This is a genomic window from Microbulbifer maximicatervae (SeqCode) (assembly GCF_052468295.1).
Genome location: NZ_CP174340.1, coordinates 5,523,344 through 5,545,319, shown reverse-complemented (window position 1 = coordinate 5,545,319; position 21,976 = coordinate 5,523,344). Strand labels below are relative to the sequence as shown.

20 protein-coding genes are annotated in these 21,976 nt (G+C 52.9%); 3 read left to right on the top strand and 17 right to left on the bottom strand.

Going from position 1 to position 21,976, the window contains the following annotated elements; genetic code table 11:
• Positions 1 to 21: 21 nt before the first annotated feature.
• The 7 genes from ACJJIQ_RS24600 to hrpA all read right to left on the bottom strand — a co-directional run bounded on the left by ACJJIQ_RS24600 (position 22) and on the right by hrpA (position 9,146).
• On the bottom strand, positions 22 to 540 hold the full coding sequence (locus tag ACJJIQ_RS24600; protein ID WP_445363292.1) for an STAS domain-containing protein: 519 nt from the start codon (positions 538 to 540) through the stop codon (positions 22 to 24).
• 220 nt (positions 541 to 760) lie between these two features.
• Complete coding sequence (locus ACJJIQ_RS24595; protein ID WP_445363291.1) at positions 761 to 1,939, bottom strand: PP2C family protein-serine/threonine phosphatase; 1,179 nt, start codon at positions 1,937 to 1,939, stop codon at positions 761 to 763.
• Positions 1,940 to 1,977: 38 nt separating this feature from the next.
• Positions 1,978 to 2,880, bottom strand: coding sequence for an MlaA family lipoprotein (locus tag ACJJIQ_RS24590; RefSeq protein ID WP_413664483.1), 903 nt, complete (start codon positions 2,878 to 2,880; stop codon positions 1,978 to 1,980).
• Positions 2,881 to 3,007: 127 nt separating this feature from the next.
• The gene (locus tag ACJJIQ_RS24585) at positions 3,008 to 3,778 is read right to left on the bottom strand and encodes an HvfC family RiPP maturation protein (RefSeq protein WP_444914687.1); all 771 of its coding nucleotides are present in this window, start codon (positions 3,776 to 3,778) and stop codon (positions 3,008 to 3,010) included.
• Entirely contained in the window at positions 3,759 to 4,607 is an 849-nt protein-coding gene (locus tag ACJJIQ_RS24580; RefSeq protein ID WP_445363290.1) for an HvfB family MNIO-type RiPP peptide maturase, read from the bottom strand. Before ACJJIQ_RS24580 ends, ACJJIQ_RS24585 begins: the two co-directional genes overlap by 20 nt.
• Positions 4,608 to 4,692: 85 nt before the next feature.
• Positions 4,693 to 4,992, bottom strand: coding sequence for an HvfA family oxazolone/thioamide-modified RiPP metallophore (locus ACJJIQ_RS24575; protein WP_108731896.1), 300 nt, complete (start codon positions 4,990 to 4,992; stop codon positions 4,693 to 4,695).
• Between the two features lie 239 nt (positions 4,993 to 5,231).
• On the bottom strand, positions 5,232 to 9,146 hold the full coding sequence (gene hrpA / locus ACJJIQ_RS24570; protein ID WP_445364850.1) for an ATP-dependent RNA helicase HrpA: 3,915 nt from the start codon (positions 9,144 to 9,146) through the stop codon (positions 5,232 to 5,234).
• A 166-nt stretch (positions 9,147 to 9,312) separates the two neighbouring features.
• Between hrpA and ACJJIQ_RS24565 the strand changes: the two genes are divergently transcribed.
• Positions 9,313 to 10,806 carry a peptide MFS transporter gene (locus ACJJIQ_RS24565; RefSeq protein ID WP_445363289.1) on the top strand — a complete coding sequence of 498 codons (1,494 nt, stop codon included), beginning with the start codon at positions 9,313 to 9,315 and terminating at the stop codon, positions 10,804 to 10,806.
• A 111-nt stretch (positions 10,807 to 10,917) separates the two neighbouring features.
• Positions 10,918 to 12,036: an amidase family protein gene (locus tag ACJJIQ_RS24560; protein ID WP_445363288.1), complete on the top strand. Its 1,119-nt coding sequence runs from the start codon at positions 10,918 to 10,920 to the stop codon at positions 12,034 to 12,036.
• Between the two features lie 42 nt (positions 12,037 to 12,078).
• Here ACJJIQ_RS24560 and ACJJIQ_RS24555 read toward each other — a convergent pair whose 3' ends face one another.
• From ACJJIQ_RS24555 to dnaX, 10 genes are all read right to left on the bottom strand, one after another.
• A complete protein-coding gene (locus tag ACJJIQ_RS24555) occupies positions 12,079 to 13,260 on the bottom strand; it encodes a vWA domain-containing protein (RefSeq protein ID WP_108731893.1) in 1,182 nt (393 codons plus the stop codon).
• 100 nt (positions 13,261 to 13,360) lie between these two features.
• Complete coding sequence (locus ACJJIQ_RS24550) at positions 13,361 to 14,206, bottom strand: AAA family ATPase (RefSeq protein ID WP_444906345.1); 846 nt, start codon at positions 14,204 to 14,206, stop codon at positions 13,361 to 13,363.
• 172 nt (positions 14,207 to 14,378) lie between these two features.
• Positions 14,379 to 15,059 carry a YEATS-associated helix-containing protein gene (locus ACJJIQ_RS24545; protein WP_108731891.1) on the bottom strand — a complete coding sequence of 227 codons (681 nt, stop codon included), beginning with the start codon at positions 15,057 to 15,059 and terminating at the stop codon, positions 14,379 to 14,381.
• A 415-nt stretch (positions 15,060 to 15,474) separates the two neighbouring features.
• On the bottom strand, positions 15,475 to 15,855 hold the full coding sequence (locus ACJJIQ_RS24540; RefSeq protein ID WP_282934168.1) for a hypothetical protein: 381 nt from the start codon (positions 15,853 to 15,855) through the stop codon (positions 15,475 to 15,477).
• 452 nt (positions 15,856 to 16,307) lie between these two features.
• On the bottom strand, positions 16,308 to 16,757 hold the full coding sequence (locus ACJJIQ_RS24535; protein ID WP_444895116.1) for a YcgN family cysteine cluster protein: 450 nt from the start codon (positions 16,755 to 16,757) through the stop codon (positions 16,308 to 16,310).
• A 10-nt stretch (positions 16,758 to 16,767) separates the two neighbouring features.
• On the bottom strand, positions 16,768 to 17,055 hold the full coding sequence (locus ACJJIQ_RS24530; RefSeq protein WP_444892840.1) for a YcgL domain-containing protein: 288 nt from the start codon (positions 17,053 to 17,055) through the stop codon (positions 16,768 to 16,770).
• Entirely contained in the window at positions 17,052 to 18,182 is a 1,131-nt protein-coding gene (gene rnd / locus ACJJIQ_RS24525; protein WP_445363287.1) for a ribonuclease D, read from the bottom strand. Before rnd ends, ACJJIQ_RS24530 begins: the two co-directional genes overlap by 4 nt.
• Before the next feature lie 9 nt (positions 18,183 to 18,191).
• Positions 18,192 to 18,797, bottom strand: coding sequence for a recombination mediator RecR (gene recR, locus ACJJIQ_RS24520; protein ID WP_282934172.1), 606 nt, complete (start codon positions 18,795 to 18,797; stop codon positions 18,192 to 18,194).
• 30 nt (positions 18,798 to 18,827) lie between these two features.
• On the bottom strand, positions 18,828 to 19,172 hold the full coding sequence (locus ACJJIQ_RS24515) for a YbaB/EbfC family nucleoid-associated protein (RefSeq protein ID WP_445363286.1): 345 nt from the start codon (positions 19,170 to 19,172) through the stop codon (positions 18,828 to 18,830).
• Positions 19,173 to 19,227: 55 nt separating this feature from the next.
• Positions 19,228 to 21,204: a DNA polymerase III subunit gamma/tau gene (gene dnaX / locus ACJJIQ_RS24510; RefSeq protein WP_445363285.1), complete on the bottom strand. Its 1,977-nt coding sequence runs from the start codon at positions 21,202 to 21,204 to the stop codon at positions 19,228 to 19,230.
• Between the two features lie 235 nt (positions 21,205 to 21,439).
• Between dnaX and ACJJIQ_RS24505 the strand changes: the two genes are divergently transcribed.
• Positions 21,440 to 21,967 carry an RNA polymerase sigma factor gene (locus ACJJIQ_RS24505; protein WP_445363284.1) on the top strand — a complete coding sequence of 176 codons (528 nt, stop codon included), beginning with the start codon at positions 21,440 to 21,442 and terminating at the stop codon, positions 21,965 to 21,967.
• Positions 21,968 to 21,976 lie beyond the last annotated feature (9 nt).

Sequence of the window (21,976 nt, the reverse complement as noted above, 5' to 3'; positions counted from 1 at the left end):
GGGATTAGGAGAGAATAAGCGCTAGTGATAATGCGCCGAAGATTTGGCAACCGGGGAACATTCTCGCTCGAGGGTATGTACCAAGTCGCGAAAAGTCTCGGCGTTTTGCTCGTTCATGCTCATCAATACCCGGTGAGCTTCCAGCACCTTTTCCCGCGCAGCACACTCGTCGGGGCTATTACATACCAAAGGCGTGGTGGGTACGCTCATATCCTGGACCGTATCGCTGATTTCAACCAACGAATCAAAGCCCATAGCGTCCAATAGATGGCGGATACCTTTACCCGCAGAGAATACCAGTGGCTTATCACAGCCCCGCTCCAAAGCGCGAATAGCAATCTTCGCCATCAGGCCGAGGGTCGTACTATCAACACCTTCTGCACCACCGAGATCAAATGCCACTCCGGCAAAGTCACCCCGTGCAAACATGTTGTCGATAAAGCTATCAAATGAGGTACAAAGGTTGAGACGAACATCACCTACTAACTTGATGACGTAGATGCCCTGGTGGGCCCCAACCATAATTTGCCCGGACTGCATAACAACCCCTGGCTCACCCGAATACACCTTTTGATAGAAGTGCAGGCGGATGGCAAAAGTTCACTGGTAGAGAACACAATAGCATTTGACGTTTTTGGCGCCTAGTGCAATTTTGTGCATAAAGTGGGCGGAGCTTACTCCTGACTATGCAGACTGACAAGTGCGATAAAGCACAAAATTCGACTTCATAGTCGAAGACTATCGATAGAAGTTTTAGGCATTACTGGCGGCCTAAAGTGAGAATCGTAATATCGTCCGGAAGGGCACCAAAAGTATCCATTTTTAGAGACTGACAGAGCCTATCGAGTTCTCCCCCACTCTCTGAAATAGCCTGCAAAAGCTGGGCCTCTTTATCGAGCAGATCGCCCTGTAATAATTCAAGTACACCGTCTGAACAAGCGACCAGGCGCCAAGCGGGCGGCAGCTCAGCACGCATCACTTGCCAATCACCCCGTTCAAAAATACCCAGGGGACGCCCTTTTCCCGGCAACCAGTCTGCACCCGCCTCACTAACCAGAGCCGGCATAGGTATTTGCCCGGCGACGGCATAGTGCAATTGCTGAGCACTACTATCCACAACCCCGACAAACATACTGGCATGCTTGCCCAATTTTGTGGATAACAACTCGCCATTGACCAGATTAAGGACATCCAACAAGTCATCACTGAGGGAGTCCAGCTGGGCAAATAAGGGGCGCTCCCGCAAGCGATGCATAATGCTGTGCTTAATCAGGGCAGTAACCAGCGCAGAAGAGACACCATGGCCTGACACATCGACCAGGTAAAAGGCTACAAAGCGCTCACCGAACAAGCCGTAATCAACAAAATCACCGCTCAGGTACAGGGAGGGAACCAGCCGGTAGGATGCTTCCACACCGCTGGGGTAATGATAGGGGGTACGGGGAAGTAAATGCTGTTGCAGTAAACGGCCAGCTTCCTGGTCCCTGCGCAGCAGCTCGACATGATCCCGCAGTTCACTGTTGCGACGCTCCAAGGTCACTTTATATTCGCGATTCTGCTTCGCCAGGTTTTCTTCACCGCTGATACGGCAGATCATACGATCAATAGCCGCTGCTTCTTCCAGGGGTTTAACCAAGTAGTCTTTGGCTCCAAGGCGCATCGCTTGGAGTACATCATCGGCAGCACTGTCTGAGGCAATAATTACTGCGGCCACTTCTGGGGCTATGCGCTTTATCCGCCGCAACACTTCCAGCCCACTCATATCCGGCAAATAGCGATCAATCAATACGATATGGAAAGCACCGGGGCTGAACTGGCCGATGCCATCTTCCCCGTTGTTGGCAACACTTACCTGGAAGCCAAAACGCGAAAGCGCCCCTCGCAAAAAATTGCGGGAGCGCTCATCGTCGGTAAGCACCAGGCTACTGGGGCCGGCCATATAAAGGCTCTAAAAAGTTATCTGCCCTAGGTGACAAATCAGTAGTCGGAAGCCTCTTCCACTTCACCCTGATCAATTGCCTCTGCGGCCTCTTCTTCGGTTTGAACATCCATTTCACCATCGACAATCAAATAGTCGCGGCGCTGCAGGTAAGCATCCCGCAAGAGTACATAGCGATCACCATGCAACAGGGACTCCGCTTGCAGCAGGCTGGCACGGCTCTGAATGATATCTGTACCCTTCAATGCATATTTGGTCGCGTCGTCATTTACATAGGTCAAGGGGTTGGTGTAGTAATCCACGACCCTGGCAGGGGTATCCCGTACAGTGGATGGACCCAGTAGCGGCAAAACCAGGTAGGGGCCAGAAGGCACACCCCAAACAGCCAAAGTCTGGCCAAAGTCCTCGCCATCACCCTGCTCGAGACCCATGTGCTGGGCAACATCCAGAATACCGACAATACCTACCGTGGAATTCACCAGGAAACGACCCGCGTCATTGCCCGCTTGGCCCCATTTACCCTGCAGAACATCATTAAAAGTATTGGTAACTTCGCGCAGATTGTCGAAAAAGTTGCTGACACCGTGCTGCACGAAAATCGGGGTAATTTGGCGATAGCTGACAGCGGCGGGCTTCAACACATAGCGATCTGCACCATCGTTGAAGGAGAATATGGCCCGATTAAAACCTTCCCAGGGGTCGCGAAGTGATAAATCTTCGCCCTCGGCACCACCAAATTCATCGGCAGGATCAAAGCCGTACTCATCCTCGAGAGACAGGCCCCCGTCATCGGCACTGGCATCCTCTGCTCCGCTGGTATCTACCGCAGCCGGGTTTTGAGCTGCACCACCAAACGGATCTTGTTGCGCTAGCGCCCCTACTGGAGTAACAGCTATCAGAGTTGCCATTAACCAGGGCGATAAAGTTTTGCTTCCAAGCACAACCCTGCTCCTCTTATATCAAACTAGTGAGACCAAGGATTCTAACGCCCTAGTAATTCGTAAGCTACCCTCGGCAGCATAGCAGCTGGGATTTGCCAAAGATAAAGGAGTTTCAGGCAATCACAGGCTAAGCCTTTAAACCGGCAATAACCCCTTTATTCAGTAGTTTTTCTAATAAATCGGCACCAAAATCAAATAAGGAGTCACGACTAATATTGGGTAATTCCTGAGCCATCTGTTCCAATATTTGTAAGCCGGTGTAATCGCCCGCAGAGACCAACTGCAACAATCTGGCGGTGACGGCATTGATCTCCATAAAATTCACTTTGTCGGAACGATCCCGGTATACGAAAAGGAACGTCGGTACCTCCGGCGGCTCTTGGGGCTGAAAATCCGGCCCCAACCGATGCACTGGGTAGCGGTAGCTGAGGCTCCAGACAAGAGGGGAAACTACAGGAACTTGCTGTAAAACATCCCCCTCTATCGCCAGCCCTTCCGGTAATTCCACATCACTGACATCTAAAGCCAACTCTACCCACTCGTAGTGGGCAAGCTCCAACAGGAACGGAGGATCTTGTGGTTGTTCTCCCCGTTCGTTCTGTAAATATGAGAGAAACTCTTCACTGATCTGCAAAAAATACGGGCTAACGGATGTGTGTTTGTGGACAAAATCACGCACCATTTGATGCCAGTTTTCGTCGCTATAAAGACTGCGCAATACCGGGAATCCACTGGCAACAAAGGATTCAATATTGTTGTAAATCAAATCTCGATAAATAGCGACACGCCGGTCCTCAATTTCTGCCGGCGGCGCAACTTGATCCGGTGCGCGCAAATGGGCAGCAAAGTCCCGCTGCACACTTTTGAATGTCTCGGGCTTATCGACGACTGAGGACATATTTCTCTTCCACCTGGTGACTGGCCTGAATGGTTTTAATATGCCCTACTTCTTCGAGTAATTTGGGAATCGGCGGAATATTAAAATCCCGCTCAAGTAGCGTCGGCATCACACCGTGAATTTCGTAGGCGCGATCGAGAAGTTTCCACACGGGATCAATAACCGGTGCACCATGGGTGTCCACTTTTAAATCCTCTGCCTCATCATAGTGCCCAGCAATATGCACGTATCGGATTCTTTCGGTGGGCAGTGCGGATAGAAAATCCTGCGCATCGTAACGGTGGTTAATCGAGTTTACATAAATATTGTTCACGTCCAGGAGCAAATCACAGTCAGCCTCTTCCAAGACTGCATTTAAAAAAGCCAGTTCAGTCATCTCCTGGCCCGGCGCCGCATAGTAGGAGACATTCTCCATTGCAATCCGTTCTTCCAGTGCGTCCTGGACCATACGGATTCGCTCGGCAACATACATCACCGCTTCTTGCGTAAAGGGAATGGGCAATAAATCGTACAGATGGCCGTGATCTGAGCAATAACTCAAGTGCTCACTGTAACCGCGAATATTGTGTTGCTTGATAAATTTTTTAATGGCTGCAACCAATTCCATATCCAATGGTTCTGGTGCACCAATCGAGAGAGATAAACCGTGAAGTAAAAAAGGAAAACGCTCTGTATATTCCTTAAACCAGCGCCCATAGCGACCGCCAACACCAATCCAATTCTCAGGTGCTACCTCCAGAAAATCTACGGCATCTGTATCAAGGTTTTCACCCATCATTGAGCGGCGCAATCCAAACCCAGCGCCTTCTATGGAAAACTCGCGCAACACTTTCAGGTCTCACTTTTTTCAGCGATCAATAAAAAACAGGGTGGATCGCTAAAGCGTATCCACCCTCTTTGAGTACAGCGAAAAATTACCCGCCACACTTACCTTCGCCGCACTTACCTTCTTTTTTCTTGCCTTCGCCGCACTTACCTTCGCCGCACTTGCCTTCTTTTTTCTTACCTTCGCCACACTTGCCTTCGCCGCACTTACCCTCTTTCTTTTTATCATCACCGTCGTGATCAGCCAGCGCCACGTTGTAGCCTGAGCTCAGGTCTGCTGCGGCAAAGGGGTTAGCATTGCTGTTGGCAGCAGATACATTCATAGCGGCAGTGGCGATAAACGCTGCGCCAACTGCGGCGGCTACAGGGGAAAGGTGCTTCTTGTTCATAGTGAATCTCCTAACTAGGTGTCCTTAGCAATAAAAAGTACAAGAGACTTTTTTCCACTCCGCAGAAGTATAATGCTGCGAAACAAAAATCAGTCATTGAATAGAACCCGCCACAAAATAACCGGTATCAAGGGGTCATTCTGGGCTCCAGGCCTGCTTTCAGTACTTCTGTCGGGCTCTCCATCAAATTCTTACACTTGATCAAAATTTTTTTTGTGATCTCTTTTCCATAGAGAAAATCAACCAAGCAAACCTTTCCCATCAATTTCTGCCCATGACTTGCTTAAGCGCTTGGATGACACCGGCATCAGGGTTTTTAGAGTCTGCGCGAATAAGGAAACACGAAATTCCTCCAACATCCAGCGAAACTCACGCAATTCTGCCTCTGCAGAGAGTTCTCTGGGTGAATATTTCTCCACTTGCGCCAAGTAAGGCTCCGCCGCCTTCTGGTATTCAACTTGCAGTTTTCGGTCACGGTTAGGGTCGAGAGCGGCCTTTTCCAAGCGCATTGCGATCGCCTTCAGATAGCGGCCGTACTGGCGCAGCCATGACAGCGGAGTATCAAACAAGCAGCCTCGGTAGAAGAGCCCAGCCAGTTGCTGCTGGATATCCCCCACCGCCATTGCGACCGCCAGGTTTTTCTGCTGTTTGATTTGTTTGCGCAGTGGCACCAGCTGAGCCAGGGCCTTGACCAACAGATCACCAATCTCCTGGGCCACCCCCACCAAGTCACCGTCATTTTCCAAAGCGGCCAGGAATTCAGCTTCGGTGCGCGGCAACTCCTCTTTGGGCCAGAAAACTTCGCGCACGGCTGCCATCAGGATGTCGTCAGCTACCTCCTCACGGCGCCCCAGATCCGCTGCAGAAAGCCCCAGCTCCTTGCCTCGCAACAGCTCTTTGCGCAGATACTTCACCTTCTCCGGCAAGTGCAACAGAGCCAAACGGCAAATACCGGCGCGAGTAAGCCTGCGAGCCTCACTGGGGTTATCCAGTAGCTTCAGGGAAACACTGTCTTTTCCTTCAACCAGCGCGGGGTAAGCCCGCACCTTGAGCCCGCCCTGGTTGAGGGTGTGGGTCTCTGGAAGATTACCGAAGTCCCAGCGGGAAATACCCTCCCGCTCAAAACTGTCGCCAGCTGTTGCCAGCCCCTGCTGTACCCGATCCCGGTAGCGCGCCTGCAATAGGGCCAAATCCCGATCTTGATCCAGCAATTTACCGGCTTCATCCATCACCTGGATATTGAAACGGTAATAATCTTCCAGGGCCTGTTCCGCAGACTCCCATACCTCATCTGGCAGCTGCTGCGCTGTCTGGCGCTTCAGCTCCAGAGCCAACGACTGCCACAATGGGGTATTGTCTGCACGCAGTCGGGGCAAAGCCTTATCTATCGCAGCCGGCACTGGCACAAAATATTTACGCCACTGCTTGGGCAGGGCTTTTACCAGAGCGATGCACTTGTCCCGCAAGATGCCCGGCACCAACCAGGAGAGGCGAGCTGCCGGTACCTGGTGCAGTGCTGCAACCGGCACCTGTATACTGACGCCATCATCTACACTGCCAGGCTCAAAGTGATAGCTGAGCGGATATACAATACCGCCCGCCTGCAACTCATTAGGGAATTGGGCCTCTCCCACATGATCGGCACTCTGCTGCATCAATAAGTCGCGGGGAATAAACAGCAGCTGTGTATCGCTGGATTCCGCTTTCTTGCGCCAGTGCTCAAATCCAGCGAGGTTGACGATATCCGCCGAGATACGCTCATCGAAGAAACGGTACACCACTTCATCATCCACCAGAATATCCCGGCGACGGGATTTGGCTTCCAGCTCTTCCAGGGACTTCAACAGGTCGAGATAGTGCTTATAAAATCGGCCCTTACCGCGATAGCGTTGCTCCACCAGCGCCTGGCGAATAAACACTTCCCGAGAAGTTTGCGGGTCCAGTTTGCCGTAGGGAATTCGGCGTTTTTCCACTAGCACCAAACCGTAAAGGGAGACCTTCTCAAAGGCCATCACCTGCCCGGAGCGAGCGTCAAAATGGGGTTCAAAATAATTGCGCTTAACCAGATGCTGCGCAGCGGCCAATATCCACTCGGGTTCGACCTTGGCTACGGTATGGGCGAACAGGCGGCTGGTCTCCAGTAACTGGGCAGACACCACCCAGCGGGGAGGTTTTTTAAATTGACCAGAGCCAGGGAAAATATGGAAACGACGATTGCGACAGCCGTTAAACTCCTTGTTTTCATCCCGCGCGCCAATATTGCCCAGCAATCCCACCACGATGGCTCGGTGTATCGCTTCGTATTCCGCCGGCTCTTTGTTTTCTTTAACGTCGAGATCGCGACAAGCCACGCGCAACTGATGGTGGATATCTCTCCACTCACGCATACGCAGCCAGGAAAGGAAGTTTTTCTGGCACCACTTGCGCAACTGATTTTGACTCAGTTCCTGACGCTGGACTTCAAAGGCATCCCACAGCTGAACGAAGGATAAAAAATCCGATTGTTCATGCTGCCACTGGCGATGTTTTTCATCCGCAGCCTGGCGCTTTTCTGCCGGGCGCTCGCGCGGGTCCTGCACGGCCAGAGCGGCGACAATAATCAAGAGCTCCCGCGCACTGCCATTCTCTGCCCCCGCCAACAACATGCGGCTCAGGCGCGGGTCTAAAGGCAACCTTGATAGGGATCGCCCCAATTTAGTGACCCGGCCCTGCTCATCTACCGCCTGTAATTCCTGCAGCAATTTATAGCCGTCATTAATCAGTCGTGGGTCCGGCGGATCGACAAATGGAAACTCGCGGATATCACCGATACGCAACTGCAACATTTGCAGAATGACTGCGGCCAGATTTGTGCGCAAAATTTCCGCATCGGTAAATTCCGGGCGCTGCTCAAAATCCCGCTCTTCATACAAGCGCACACAAACACCAGCGCTGACACGGCCGCAGCGACCGGCACGCTGGTTGGCGCTGGCCTGGGAAACCGGCTCTATAGGCAGCCGCTGAATTTTACTGCGGTAGCTGTAGCGGCTCACTCGTGCAGTACCCGGGTCGATCACATAACGGATACCGGGCACGGTAATAGAGGTCTCTGCCACATTGGTAGCGAGTACAATGCGACGGCCTTTATGGCCGTGGAAAACTTTGGCTTGCTCCGCAAGGCTCAAGCGGGCATACAAGGGCAGCACTTCCAATTGCGCTATCTGTGCATCGCGCAAAGCCTTGGCGCACTCGCGGATTTCCCGCTCGCCGCTCATAAATACCAGGATATCCCCACCGCGCCGACTGCTGGACTTTTCCTCGTGCAGCAACTCCTCCACAGCAGTGACCACCTGCTCGTTGAGATCTGCATCCGTATCCGCTGCGGGGCGATAGTGAACTTCCACCGGGTAGGTACGACCGGAAACCTCGATAATCGGCGCATCGCCAAAGTGCCGGGAAAATTTTTCTAGGTCGATGGTGGCCGAGGTAATTATCAGTTTCAGGTCAGGGCGCTTGGGCAGTATGGTTTTCAAATAGCCCAACAGAAAATCAATATTAAGGCTGCGCTCATGGGCCTCATCGATGATCAACGTATCGTATTTATTTAACAGGGGATCGCGCTGAATTTCAGCCAGCAGGATACCGTCTGTCATCAGTTTGACGTGGGTATGCTCGGTGCTGTGGTCGGTAAAGCGCACCTGGTAACCGACGGACTCTCCCAGGGGCTGCCCCAGTTCCTCAGCAATTCGATTGGCTACAGTGCGCGCGGCAATCCTGCGCGGCTGAGTGTGGCCGATCTGGCCGAAAATTCCCCGGCCCAGTGACAGGCAAATTTTTGGTAACTGAGTGGTTTTACCAGAACCGGTTTCACCGGCAATCACTACAACCTGATTTCTCTCGATCTGCTCGGCGATTTCCTCCCGCCGCGCTACCACTGGCAAAGACTCCGGCCACTGCACTTCCGGCAACTTGCGCCGGCGCTCCTCCACCAGGGTCTCAGACGCTTGGAGCTGTTGCTCCAATTGGGCCAACATGCGATCTACCGGCTTGCCCTCTTTCTGGCGCCGGCGCACATTTTTGACAGTCCTGCGCAACCCATAGCGGTCACGCCCCATGGTCGCGGAGATTCGGGCCTGCAGCGCCCCCAGTACTTTTTCTGCTTCGGTGTGACTCATAATTCGTACAGCAATGGCAAACGCGGGATTATACCCCTTGAGCACCGCAGGGCTATCAAACCTTATTGTGGCGCTCATCTATACTGGTGCGAATAGCACTTCTTCTGAGGGGCACGGCCTATACTGCTGGTGCAATTCCTCAGGGTCATACCTTGCGAGCAGTACTATGCAAGAGATCAAGCCCAAGCCCCCCGCCAGCGCAGGCCAGCTGTTTGGCCACCCCAAAGGACTCTTCCTGTTGTTTGGTACTGAGATGTGGGAACGTCTCAGCTACTACGGCATGCGTGGTATTTTTGTCTTCTACCTGACCTCTACAGCGACTGCCGCAGTCTTCGGCTGGGAACAACTGACCGATACCGAATTGCAATCCAAAGCCCTCAGCTACCTGGGCTGGTATGCAATGCTGGTGTACCTGACCCCCATTATTGGCGGTTGGATGGCAGATAATCGCTGGGGCCAGCGCCGCTGTATTATGTTCGGCGGCACCTTGATGATGCTGGGGCAGTTCGCCCTGGGATTCCCCCACGGTTGGCTGCCAAATGGCAGCCAAATTTATATGCTATGGATCGGGTTAGCCTTACTGATTATCGGCAACGGTTTCTTCAAGCCAAATATCTCTACCATGGTCGGGGACCTTTACGAGGAAGGTGACCACCGCCGGGATACCGCCTTTACCATTTTTTATATGGGCATCAACCTGGGCTCTATCCTCGGTTACCTACTGGTGGGCTGGATTGGGGAAAAGGTGGATTACCAGCTGGCCTTTATCGTCGCTGGCCTTGGCATGTTAGCAGGCCTAATCCTGCAGTTGACCCAAGCCAAACGCTACCTGGGAGAAATCGGTGTAGAACCTTCTGCGCACCTGGAACTGAAAGACAAGAAAGATGAGGACGTCGATAAGCGCCGCCCGTTGACTCAAGAGGAGCGCGACCGCATCAAAGTTATTTTGGTGCTGGGTGTGTTTATCGTGATTTTTTGGGCTGGCTTTGAGCAAGCTGCCGGCTCAATGAACTTATTCGCCAAATATCGAACCGACCTGAATGTGATGGGGTGGGAGATTCCCGCCAGTTGGCTGCAGATGGTTAACCCTCTGTTTATTATTATCCTCGCGCCGATTATGGCCAGTATCTGGGTAGGCATGGGAGACCGGGAACCCAGCTCACCGGCCAAATTCAGTTTGGGACTGGTTTTTCTCGGCGTGGGTTTCTTATCCATGTGCGGTGCCGCCCTGCAAATTGGCGATTCAGAGACCATTAAGGCGAGTATTTGGTGGTTGGTATTTGCCTATATTTTCCACACCATTGGCGAACTTTGCCTATCGCCAATTGGGCTCTCTGTCGTAACTAAATTATCTCCGCTGCGCTATTTATCCCTGATGATGGGGCTTTGGTTTGCCTTTATTGGTATTGCCAACAAAGGAGCCGCAGAGATCGGTAAACTCGTTGGTGTATCCGGTCCACTCGCAACCTTTGGCGGAGTAGCCCTGGCCGCAATTATTGCCGGAATTATCCTGTACTTTATTCGCGAGAAACTGGTGGACTGGATGCACGGTGCGGAAGAGATTCATGTAAAGGTGGGCGAAACCACCAAGGAGGAACTGAGCATCACCGCCGATCACGACGGTGTACCGCCGAAGCATTTTAGCGGTAATGACAAATAAGGGAGCCAACCCATAAAAGGCGTATTTTGCGAGCACGGACCTCGCTCTTTAACGTTATCAGATTCCGGGCCGCTAACAGGCGTACGTTTAGCGGTCAAAGATCTCTTTCAATTGAAAGGGGAGAAAAATACGGCAGGCAGCCCCGAGTGGTTTAATACCCACCCTCCTGCCAATAAAACCGCACTTAGCTTGCAGCAATTACTGGAGGCCGGCTCAACCTTTACTGGGTTTACTCACCTTGATGAACTCGCCTACAGCATGCAGGGGAGTAATTTACACTACGGTTCTGCCGACAACCCTAAACTGCCCGGCTATTTTTGTGGGGGTTCCTCTATGGGATCGGCCGCCGCCGTGGCCTCAGGAATAGCCGATATTGGCTTAGGCACCGACACCGGCGGATCGGTGAGGGTACCTGCAAGCTATTGTGGTTTATTCGGCATTCGAACCAGTCACTCACTTATTTCAACCGACGGTGTTATCGGTTTAGCACCCTGCTTTGATACTGTCGGTTGGTTTAGTCAAATTCCTTCACTACTTGTAGACGTCGGCAAAATCCTAATTCCTTCACAGCACTTATCCACAAATAAAGTAACACACCTGGTTATTTGCCCCGAGATCAGTCAACTGGCAGATACGCCCATTCAAGCAGCAATCCAGGAATTTATTCCTACATTAAATAATCAATTTCCTATCTGCGAGATTAAACACCTGTCTGACATTGAATTACTGGGCGAACTGGCGGATGTATTCAGAATTTTGCAGGGCCGCGCCATCGCCAATACTCACGGAGACTGGTTGCGAAAATACCGGCCGGTATTTTCAGATGACATCGCCACAAGAATTACTATGGCCCTATCAATTACCGACGATGAGATATCCTGGGCCAACGAAAAACGACAACAGTGGTGCAAGTTGATGGAAACATTACTACCGGACAACAGTAGCGTTTTACTAGTACCAACCACCCCCACAACCGCAATTAAGAAAGGGACCGATAGTGAACCCAGCAAAGTACAAACAAATCGCCAGCGACTATTGGGTTTAACCGCTATTGCAGGGCTTTGGGGCACCCCCCAGTGTCATCTGCCGTTGTTTTCTATCGTAGAAAATGAGATTAATACTGGGGGAAAAGAGATAGAGAAACCCAGTGGCTTCTCATTGATAATGACTCCACGAAGCGATTTTTCGCTTCTCTCTCTAGTTGAGCAACTAACGAAACCCCACGAATAGCAGGTAGCACCTAAGGTGCTACCTGAAAAAGCGATCAGCTTTTTAACGCCCTTTAACCAAATAAGCGATGGCTCGATCCAATCCCTCCAGGGTCATCGGATACATATGCCCGTCCACCAGTCTCTGGGTCATACCGATACTGGGAGTATATTGCCAGTACTCCTCTCCTACAGGGTTCAACCAGATCAGGTTACTGTAGGTATCGGTAACACGCTCCATCCAGGCCGCACCGGGCTCCTCATTCATATGTTCGACACTGCCGAAACGACTGGTAATTTCGTAGGGCGCCATAGACGCATCGCCGACAAAAATTACTTTGTAGTCCTTGCCATAGGTGCGCAGTATTTCCAGCAGCGAGGTATTTTCGCTATAGCGCCGCTGGTTGTCTTTCCACACATGCTCGTAAACAAAATTGTGGAAATAAAAATATTCGAGATGCTTGAACTCAGAACGACAGGCGGAGAACAGTTCTTCACAGACGCGCACATAGGGGTCCATAGAGCCCCCTACATCGAAAAAGATCAGCACCTTAATTGCATTATGTCGCTCCGGCACCATTTGAATATCCAGTAACCCTGCGTTGCGTGCAGTAGAGGAAATGGTGTTATCCAGATCCAGTTCCTCTGCGGCACCGGTGCGGGCAAATTTGCGCAGCTTGCGCAGAGCCACCTGGATATTGCGGGTGCCCAGACTGATACTGTCATCCAGATTTTTAAACTGGCGCTTCTCCCACACTTTTGACGCCGAGCGATTGCGCCCCTTACCACCCACACGGATACCGCCGGGATGATAACCACTATTGCCAAACGGGCTGGTGCCGCCAGTACCAATCCAGCGATTACCACCGCTGTGACGCTTCTTCTGCTCCTCTAGACGCTTTTTAAATTCCTCCAGTAGTTTTTCCAAGCCACCGAGGCTTTGCACCTGGGCCTTTTCCTCTTCGGTCAGCTGCTTCATAAATTCTGCACGCAGCCAGTCCTCGGGAATCATTTGCTCGACAATGTCGTCGAGGGTCTCAAGGTCCTTAAAATAGGCGTCGAAAGCGCGATCAAATTTATCGAAGTGCTTCTCATCCTTGACGAGGCAAACGCGGGCAAGGAAGTAAAATTCCTCAAGGTCGGCAAATACCAGGCGCTGCTGTAATGCCTCAAGCAGGGCCAGCAGTTCGGTGATGGTTACCGGTAATTTATAGCGGCGTAAATTCTGGAAAAAGCCAATCAGCATAATAATTCGCAGTCAGCACAGAGAAAAAATAACACCCGGTTAAACCGGGCCGAAATCACCGAGGACAATTTCAGCCCTCGGTGACATTAACCAACACAGTTTAGCGATTATCGCGACGGGCCATAAACGCCAGGCGCTCCAGCATATGGACATCCTGCTCGTTTTTCAGCAGGGCACCGTAGAGCGGCGGAATGGCATTGCTGCTATCGCTGTTTTTCAGGATCTCCTCGGGAATATCATCAGCCATCAACAGCTTGAGCCAATCGATCAGTTCGGAGGTCGAAGGCTTTTTCTTCAGGCCTGGAACCTCGCGCAGCTGGAAGAAAATATCCATTGCCTCGGCCACCAGCTGCCCTTTGATCCCTGGGTAGTGCACATCGACAATTTTGCACATGGTGTCACGATCGGGGAAGCTGATGTAATGGAAAAAGCAACGGCGTAAAAAGGCGTCCGGCAATTCTTTCTCATTATTGGAAGTGATAATTACGATGGGGCGCTGCTTGGCCTTGATGGTTTCGCCAGTCTCATAGACAAAGAACTCCATACGATCCAGCTCAACCAGCAGGTCGTTGGGGAATTCGATATCCGCTTTATCGATTTCATCGATCAGCAGCACCACGCGCTCTTCTGCCGCAAAGGCCTCCCAAAGCTTACCGCGCTTAATGTAGTTGCCAATATCGTGAACCTTATCCACCCCCAGTTGGGAGTCCCGCAGGCGGGATACCGCGTCGTACTCGTACAGGCCCTGCTGGGCTTTGGTGGTGGATTTAATATGCCACTGAATCAGCTTTAGTCCGAGGCTCTCTGCTACCTGCTCGGCGAGCAGTGTTTTGCCGGTGCCGGGCTCACCCTTGATCAATAGTGGGCGCTGCAGGGTAACGGCCGCATTCACCGCCATCTGCAAGTCGTCGGTCGCTACATAGCTTTCGGTACCGGTAAACTTCATAACTGCTCCAATCCTGTCGTCGAGGCTAACTATCTCTTTTAGCGAATGATAATTGAACAACAGGTTGGGGGCGAGGCGGTAACGCTCAATTTGGATGACCAGCTTGCGCTGGAGGAATTTGCCAGTCCCGCAGGGCGAGCCTTGAAAGTACGCGTGGGCTTACCGAAGCAGCCTAGGCCATCTGGGTACTGCGGCGGTGTACAACCTGGCGACCTTTGCCGGTGATATACCAGCGGATGCCCAGGTGACTGTGAATTTTCCCGACCATCTCCAGCACCAGCAAGCTATTCAAGGCGCGGGCTATAGAATTGGTTTCCATACCGCTGTCCTGCACCATGCCGGAAAGAGACCGAAATACACACTCCCCGGTATTTAACAAATGCAGCACCTGTAGGGCATTGTCATCCAATTTACGGATCTGATTGAAATCGATGGTCGGCCCCTGCTCGGGATCGCCCTCAATTTCATGCTCCAATAGGGGCATCATTTCCAACTGCATGGTGCGCAGTTCCTGCTCCATATTCTCTACTCGGGCGCGGGCAATACTGGCGTCGCGCAACTGGCGCCGCGCGGCGTTAAACACGAACATACGGGACGCAATTGCAGCGAGCAGGCAGTAACCGGTAAAAATCAATAAACGCGAGGGGTCACCCTGGATTTCTATCAACAAGTCACTCTGGGTGAATTTAAGGAATATCGGCACCATCAAGGCGCCACACAGCCCCATAATCAGGCAACGTGCGAGCCCCGCTGGATCTTCTTCGGTAAACAGCATTTGATAGTAATTGACCAACCCACCCAAAATGCCCGAAACCAGCATTACTGCAGTCAATATAAGCAGGTGATCGAGCATCAGTATTCCTCAGCCATTCGGCTCTCACTGCCAATCCGGGCAAGTGGGTATTGAACTGAATATTTCACTCTATTCACGACTGCCCTTGCCCTCTTCCCCTATTAGGTGCGAGGTATTTCCCACATGCTGGATACAGCCGCCTCTTGTTGTTACTGGATACCTGGCAGAAAAGTGACACGGCTTTTACATTGTTTTGCATTGCGCCACAGCGGGAACCAGCTTAATAGATATAGCAGCTGTCATTGACTGGGGTTGCCGGTCTAAAGGGTTTTAGCGCCTTTGATACGAGCAACCGAGTGAAGGCCTGGATATAGGCGTCGAGGAGGGACGATGGCTGCGCAAGTGAATTAAAGTGCAACAAAAAATACTGGGGGAATGGCTACCCTGCCCTCAGGCATGACAGCCATATCTTGGGTTATTGTTCGTTAAAGTAGGGATCTTCATCAAAGCGACGACGCCTGTCCCGGCGAAACCTCATCAGCAAGCTGACAATCCCCCAAACAACCATGATCGCCAGGGCTCCACCCGAAGCGAATATCAAATTGGTAGTGACCTCTGGCGCCGCTCCATTTTCTTCAAACAGCGTTTGATAAACAAATAGCGGCAACACCGGCACAGCAACTGACTCCGCTACAGAGGTCTTTGCCGGCGCCAGCAACACCGCCGCAGCCACTAACAGTAGAGTCTGGCGTACCCAACTCCAGCGCCAATTGCGCATAAACCACCAGCCCGCCAACAGCATAACCAGTGTTGAAGCGGCGTATACCATCCAGGCAAATTGGAAATCTTCTGTCATTCTCTCACTCTACTTTCTGGCACACCGATCCAATATGCCAGGGTCCTTTACATCGTCACTCGCTCGGAACCGGCATATTTACGCCGCTTCGCAGACAAAGACTGCCAGCGATAATTAATTCGAAGAATCGAATCAAGGAGCCTCTGAGTAACTCCATGATGCCTCTGGCATGCAGAGTGGTTCACAATCAAGGCGCGGCTTCGCAGGAATGTCTAGACCTTTCAAGAAGTCGCAACGCGGAGTGTGAATCGCTCTGCATGCCCCGAAGGGCGGGCCTTGAAGGCCGCATCTGCTGCGTTGCAGCTCTTGCAAAGGGCTACGGCCATTCGCGGCGAGCTGCGCCTAACATCTGCAGCCTTCAAGACCCGCAGAGGCATTACGGAGTTATTCAGAGGCTCCTTAATTATGCGCAATATCCAAAGGCGTTCACAGGTCGCAGTTCCCGTTTGCGATCAACCCTGTTCAACCCAAGAGACAATATGATCCTCCATATCGTCTGGATGAACCGACTCTTCACTGACAACGCGCCCACGCACCGATATCCCCGCCCGATGAACGGATTCCGGGTCTCCCGATACCAATGGGTGCCAGTCCGCAAGAGGGCGCCCTTCCGCAAGGCTGCGGTATGCGCAGGTGAGCGGCAACCAATCGAATTCGGCAATATCCTCTATACGCAACTGAATGCATCCGGGAACATGGGCTTTGCGCTGGCTGTACTTGCTGCACTGGCAGGAATGGGTATCCAACAGGCGGCAGGCCACATTAGTGAGGTAGACCTCACCCGTATCCTCATCCTCCAAACTATGCAGACAGCAGCGACCACAACCGTCACAAAGCTGCTCCCACTCGGATCGACTCATTTGCTCCAGCGTTTTCCGCCGCCAAAAAGGCTCCTGTGCCATTTAGCTCGACTCAGCGTTGCAACTTGCTGTTCTTCAGCGCGATTTCACTCATTTCGGAATCGGCTATTGGCGGCATCTGTAAGTAATAGCCGCGAGTGCGCACCTCTTTGAGCAACTTGTCCGCCTCCGCACGGGCCAGTTTTTTGTCCGGCGTCACCAACATCGTAGTGACGTGCTGCGGCTTGCCGAAAAGCTCCAGTAGATTTTTGGGAACCCTCGCAGTGCCCTCGCGCTTATCCACGTACAGATACATCTCGTCTTTATTTGGACTGCGATAAATATCGCATAAAACTTTCACTTCAATTCCTCTTTACGCAATTGTTTCAGAGCTTCGAGCAAAGGGTGGCCAATCACATCGGCCCGCCACCCTCTGAGCCGACCCTCTAACTCGGGTCGACGGGCCTGGACCAAGGCTTCCAGCTCTTTTTTGCGAATTAATATTTCGGCAGGCAACCCGGCCCGCTCGGCAATAGACACCATCTCAAGCCGCAGTTGCTTGAGGATTTCTCCCTGCTGCCGGTTGAGGGGCTGCTGCATTCGCGCAGGTGGATCGCTTCTCCCGCAGGCTTGGGCAACGATTTTTAACAGGGCGTCGCCGTGCTCACGCAGAGCTCGCCCTTCCATACCCAGTTGGCTCAAGGCACCTCTATGCCGCGGCAACTGTTGGGCCAAGCCGAGACAGATATTCTCTTTCAACAAGTGATTGCGCGGCATATTCAGCGCCCTGGCCTGCTTTTCGCGCCAGGCACACACATCCTGTAGCACTGCCAGTTGTTTACTGCGCAGGCGCCAGGCACCTTTCACTTTTTGGTAGTAAATCTCAGGTGGGCTCGGGTTTCGAGCCGTGACCACCAATGATGCACAGTCTTCCTGCAACCACTCCAGGCGCCCCTTCGCATTGAGGTCCTTTACCAGTACGCCGTAGAGTACCGGCAACCAAGCAACATCGAGGGCGGCATAGGTTTTCTGTGCATCGCTGAGAGGTCTCTGCAGCCAGTCCGAGCGGGTTTCACTCTTGGGCAACTCTATATGCAGTAGCTGGTTAACTGTCGCCGCATAACCCAAGCCTGCTCCCATACCACAGATTGCAGCGGCAATTTGGGTATCAAAAATGGGCTCGGGAATCACGCCTAGCAAGCGCTCCAGGGTTTCCAGGTCCTCACTACAACTGTGCATGATTTTAGTGACAGCGGTATCGAGCAAGAGGTCGCGAAGCGGCTGTAACTCCTCAATCGCCAAATTGTCGATCAGGTAGCAGTGTTTTCCATCACCTACCTGGACCAGCGCCGGCTGGGGATAAAAAGTACGGCTGCGCATGAACTCGGTATCCAGGGCTACCGCACTCTGCTTGCGCCATTCTGCACACAACTCTACCAGCTGCTCGTAACTGTCGACCCAGCGTGGAGTGGTATCTATTTCTGTCATCGATATCACTCAACTGCCGGAAAAAAATGCGGTTCGACTATTAAAGGCGTGGGCGAGAGTGCCGCCATCGATATATTCCAGCTCTCCGCCGATGGGCACACCGTGGGCAATCCGGCTCACCGTCACCCCCTGGGCACGAGCTCTCTCCGCGATGTACTGCGCGGTAGCTTCACCTTCTACCGTAGGGTTAGTGGCGACAATAAGTTCGCGCAACTGCTCAGTAGCGAGCCTCTGCTCCAGCAAGTCGATCCCCAGGTCCCCCGGGCCAATACCATCGATGGGCGAGAGATGCCCATGCAGGACAAAGTAGCGACCGTGGTAATTACCGGCCTGCTCAATAGCCAGAACATCAGCGGGCGTCTCAACCACGCACAGTGAGTCCTGCTCGCGCCGGCTATTGCTACACAATGAGCAAACGGGCTCCTCTGTCAGGGTGCGACACTGCCCACAGCGCCCCACTTGTTCCACCGCTCGTGCCAAACTCTGGGCCAGCAGGGAGGCAGCTTCTCGGTCTTTTTCCAACAGGTACATCGCCATGCGCTGCGCGGACTTGGGGCCCACACTGGGCAGACAGCGGAGCGCGCGGATCAGCTCTTCAATCAGGGGACTAAACATACAAACTCAAAACCAGTGGATGGCCACTTCTTAAAAGGGGAACTTAAAGCCTTCAGGCAAATTGATACCTGAAGTCAGGTCTCCCATCCCCTGCTTTTGCAGTTCCTGTGTTTTTTCCTCTACACGGCGCACAGCGTCGTTGACCGCAGCGGCCAGCAGGTCTTCCAGCATTTCCTTCTCCTCAGTCATCAGGGAGGGATCAATTTCCACAGATACCACATCGTGGCGACCATTCATCATCACCTTGACCATACCCGCCCCAGACTCACCGCAAATGCGCAGTTCAGTCAGGTCCTGCTGCATCTTCTGCATTTTTTCCTGCATGTCAGCCTGCATCTTCTGGGCCTGCTGCATCAAATCGCCCAAACCTTTCATAGGTAACCTCTATCTTGTGCATGTGGCCCCGGAATAAACCGGGCCCTAATTGTCATTAATCTTCTACTACTAGTGATTCTACGGAGCCCGGCACCAGTTCCGCACTCAATTCTGTCTGTAATTCTTGAACCAGTGGGTCAGCGACCAGTGCATCCTGGGCAGCTTCAAGCCGCGCTTGGCGGGTAGCTGCGACTAATCGGGCGGGGGTACTCCCATGTACCTGCCCTACTTGTATCTGCGCTACCACAGGCTGTTGGAAGAAGTCAGCCAGAGAGTCCCCCAGACGCCGCTGGTGAACTTCGTCGTAGAGGCTGCTGTAGGATTCATCCAGGGTGAACGAGAGTATATTGTCCTGCCTGCCCACCATCTCCAAGTGCTGGGCAATGGAGTGCAAAATACCGGTAATACCCAGCTGTCCATACATTACCGGCCAACTGCCAGGCGTTAATGCTTCCAAACGCCCTTTTGGCACTTCCTGACTGCGGCTTTCTACCGGAGCCTCCCGCGAGGTATTCACCGTATTTTGTGGTACTGGTTGCTGTGGTGCCGGCGCCGACTCCACTTCCGCAACTCGCTGGCGCAGCTCGGCCAGGACATCTTTACGCTGGGGACGCTCTTCTGCCACTCCCCGAACAGGGGGCGGGCTTATAATTTGCTCCGGCTGAGCCTCCGTCGCTGACTCACTGACCATTTCAGTTGGGGCTGCAGGCTCTGCCTCCCTTTGCTCTGCCTGATTCTGCGACGGCTGCAGGCCCTGCACTACCTGCGGGGGAGCCACATCAACCTTTGTAACAGCCTGCGGCTGTGCCGCTTCAGGCTTTTTTGCCGGGCTGACCTCCGGTACTTCTGGCGCTACAGGAGCCTGTGGCTGTAGCGCTTCTGGAGCCGGTGCTGGTGAAACGGGTTCGGAAGCCGATGGCAGTGGCGAACGGGGAATATCCGCAACACCCTGGGGGCGGAAAGCCAACATCCGCAGCAGAGCCATTTCAAAGCCACTGCGCTGATCCGGGGCCAAGGGCAGGTCACGCCGGGCCAGCAGGGCCATCTGGTAATACAGCTGCACATTTTCCGGGGCGATACGCCCAGCTAAATTTCTCAGTCGCTCACCATCACCCAGGGAATTATCGATAGATTGGGGCAACACCTGAGCCACTGCGATACGGTGCAGGTTATCGGCAAGTTCTGCCAGCGCTGCACTGTAATCAGGGGCCTGCTGAGACAACTCAGCAACTGTGGCAAATAAAGCCTGTGCGTCCTCTTCAGACAAGGCTTGCAGCAGCTTCCACACCAAACCGGTATCGATACTGCCCAGCATACCGCGCACTTCTGCCTCAGTAATTTGCCCCCCACCAAATGCGATGGCCTGGTCAGTAAGACTCATCCCATCTCGCATACTGCCATCTGCGGCGCGACCGAGATGCCACAGGGCCCCTTCTTCAAACGGAACCTGTTCCTGCTCCAACACAAACTTCAAGTGCCCCACAACCCGCTCGGGGCTCATATTCTTCAGTTTGAACTGGAGACAGCGGGACAGCACGGTAACCGGCAACTTCTGCGGATCAGTCGTTGCCAGTAGAAACTTCACATGGGGAGGCGGTTCTTCGAGGGTTTTTAACAGCGCGTTAAACGAGCTGTTCGACAACATATGGACTTCGTCGATCAGGTAAACCTTGAAGCGACCCCGGGTCGGTGCGTACTGCACGTTCTCAAGCAGTTCACGAGTATCTTCGACCTTGGTACGCGAGGCTGCATCCACTTCGATCAGGTCGACAAAACGGCCATCAGCAATCTCATTGCAAGTGTGGCATTGGCCACAGGGTTCAGAACTGACCCCCTCTTCACAATTCAGGCACTTGGCCAGGATTCGTGCGATCGTGGTTTTACCCACACCACGGGTACCGGCAAAGAGGTAGGCGTGGTGCAAGCGACCATTATCCAGGGCGTTGATCAACGCCTGGAGAACATGCTCCTGTCCCACCATCTCGCGAAACAGCTTCGGCCGCCACTTCCGTGCCAGTACTTGATAACTCATTCAATCTCCGGTGCTCGACACACCTCTGCAAGGTCTTATTGTCTGCGCCTGTGGCGCGGCCGCCATTATACCGGCATCCATCGCCAGGCATAGAGAATCGGAGAGTGTGACCATTCAAGTTCGATCGTACCTCTCGTAGCGAAACCAATGCTTGTGATATAACTGTGCGCCAGCTCGCACTAAGAACAATCAGTCCATAACTACAGCGAGCAGGGTACGGGGATCACGATCAGTAATGAATAAGGCCAGGAAGACGCTTCTTGAAAGGCTGTTTACCGAGCACGGACAGGCCCTGGTGCGCTTTGTCTCTCGCATTGTAAAAAGCCCTGACGATGCCGAGGATATCGCCCAACACGCCTATCTACGCCTGCAAAAACTCAGCGATGAGAAGGAACTTGAGAATCCACGGGCCTACCTCTACCAGATTGCCAATAACCTTGCCGTGGACCAGCTGCGCCGAGGCAAGCTTCATGTAGAGTATGTGAGCCAGCAGATCCCCATGGAGGGTGAGCCCTACACCGACGACCACGCGGACCACCAGTCACCAGAAAGATTACTGGCAGCCCGCCAGCAGTTGCAGTCGATATACGAAACCATGGACAAGCTGCCCATTAAGTGTCGCCAGGCCTTTCTATTGCATAGGACCCGGGGCCTCTCCTATAGCGAGATAGCTAAGGAGATGAATATCTCCGTGAGTAGTGTGGAAAAGTATATTTTGCAGGCTTTGAAAGCGTGTCGTAAGAAGGTAACTCCTGAAAGGTGACCTTCAGTC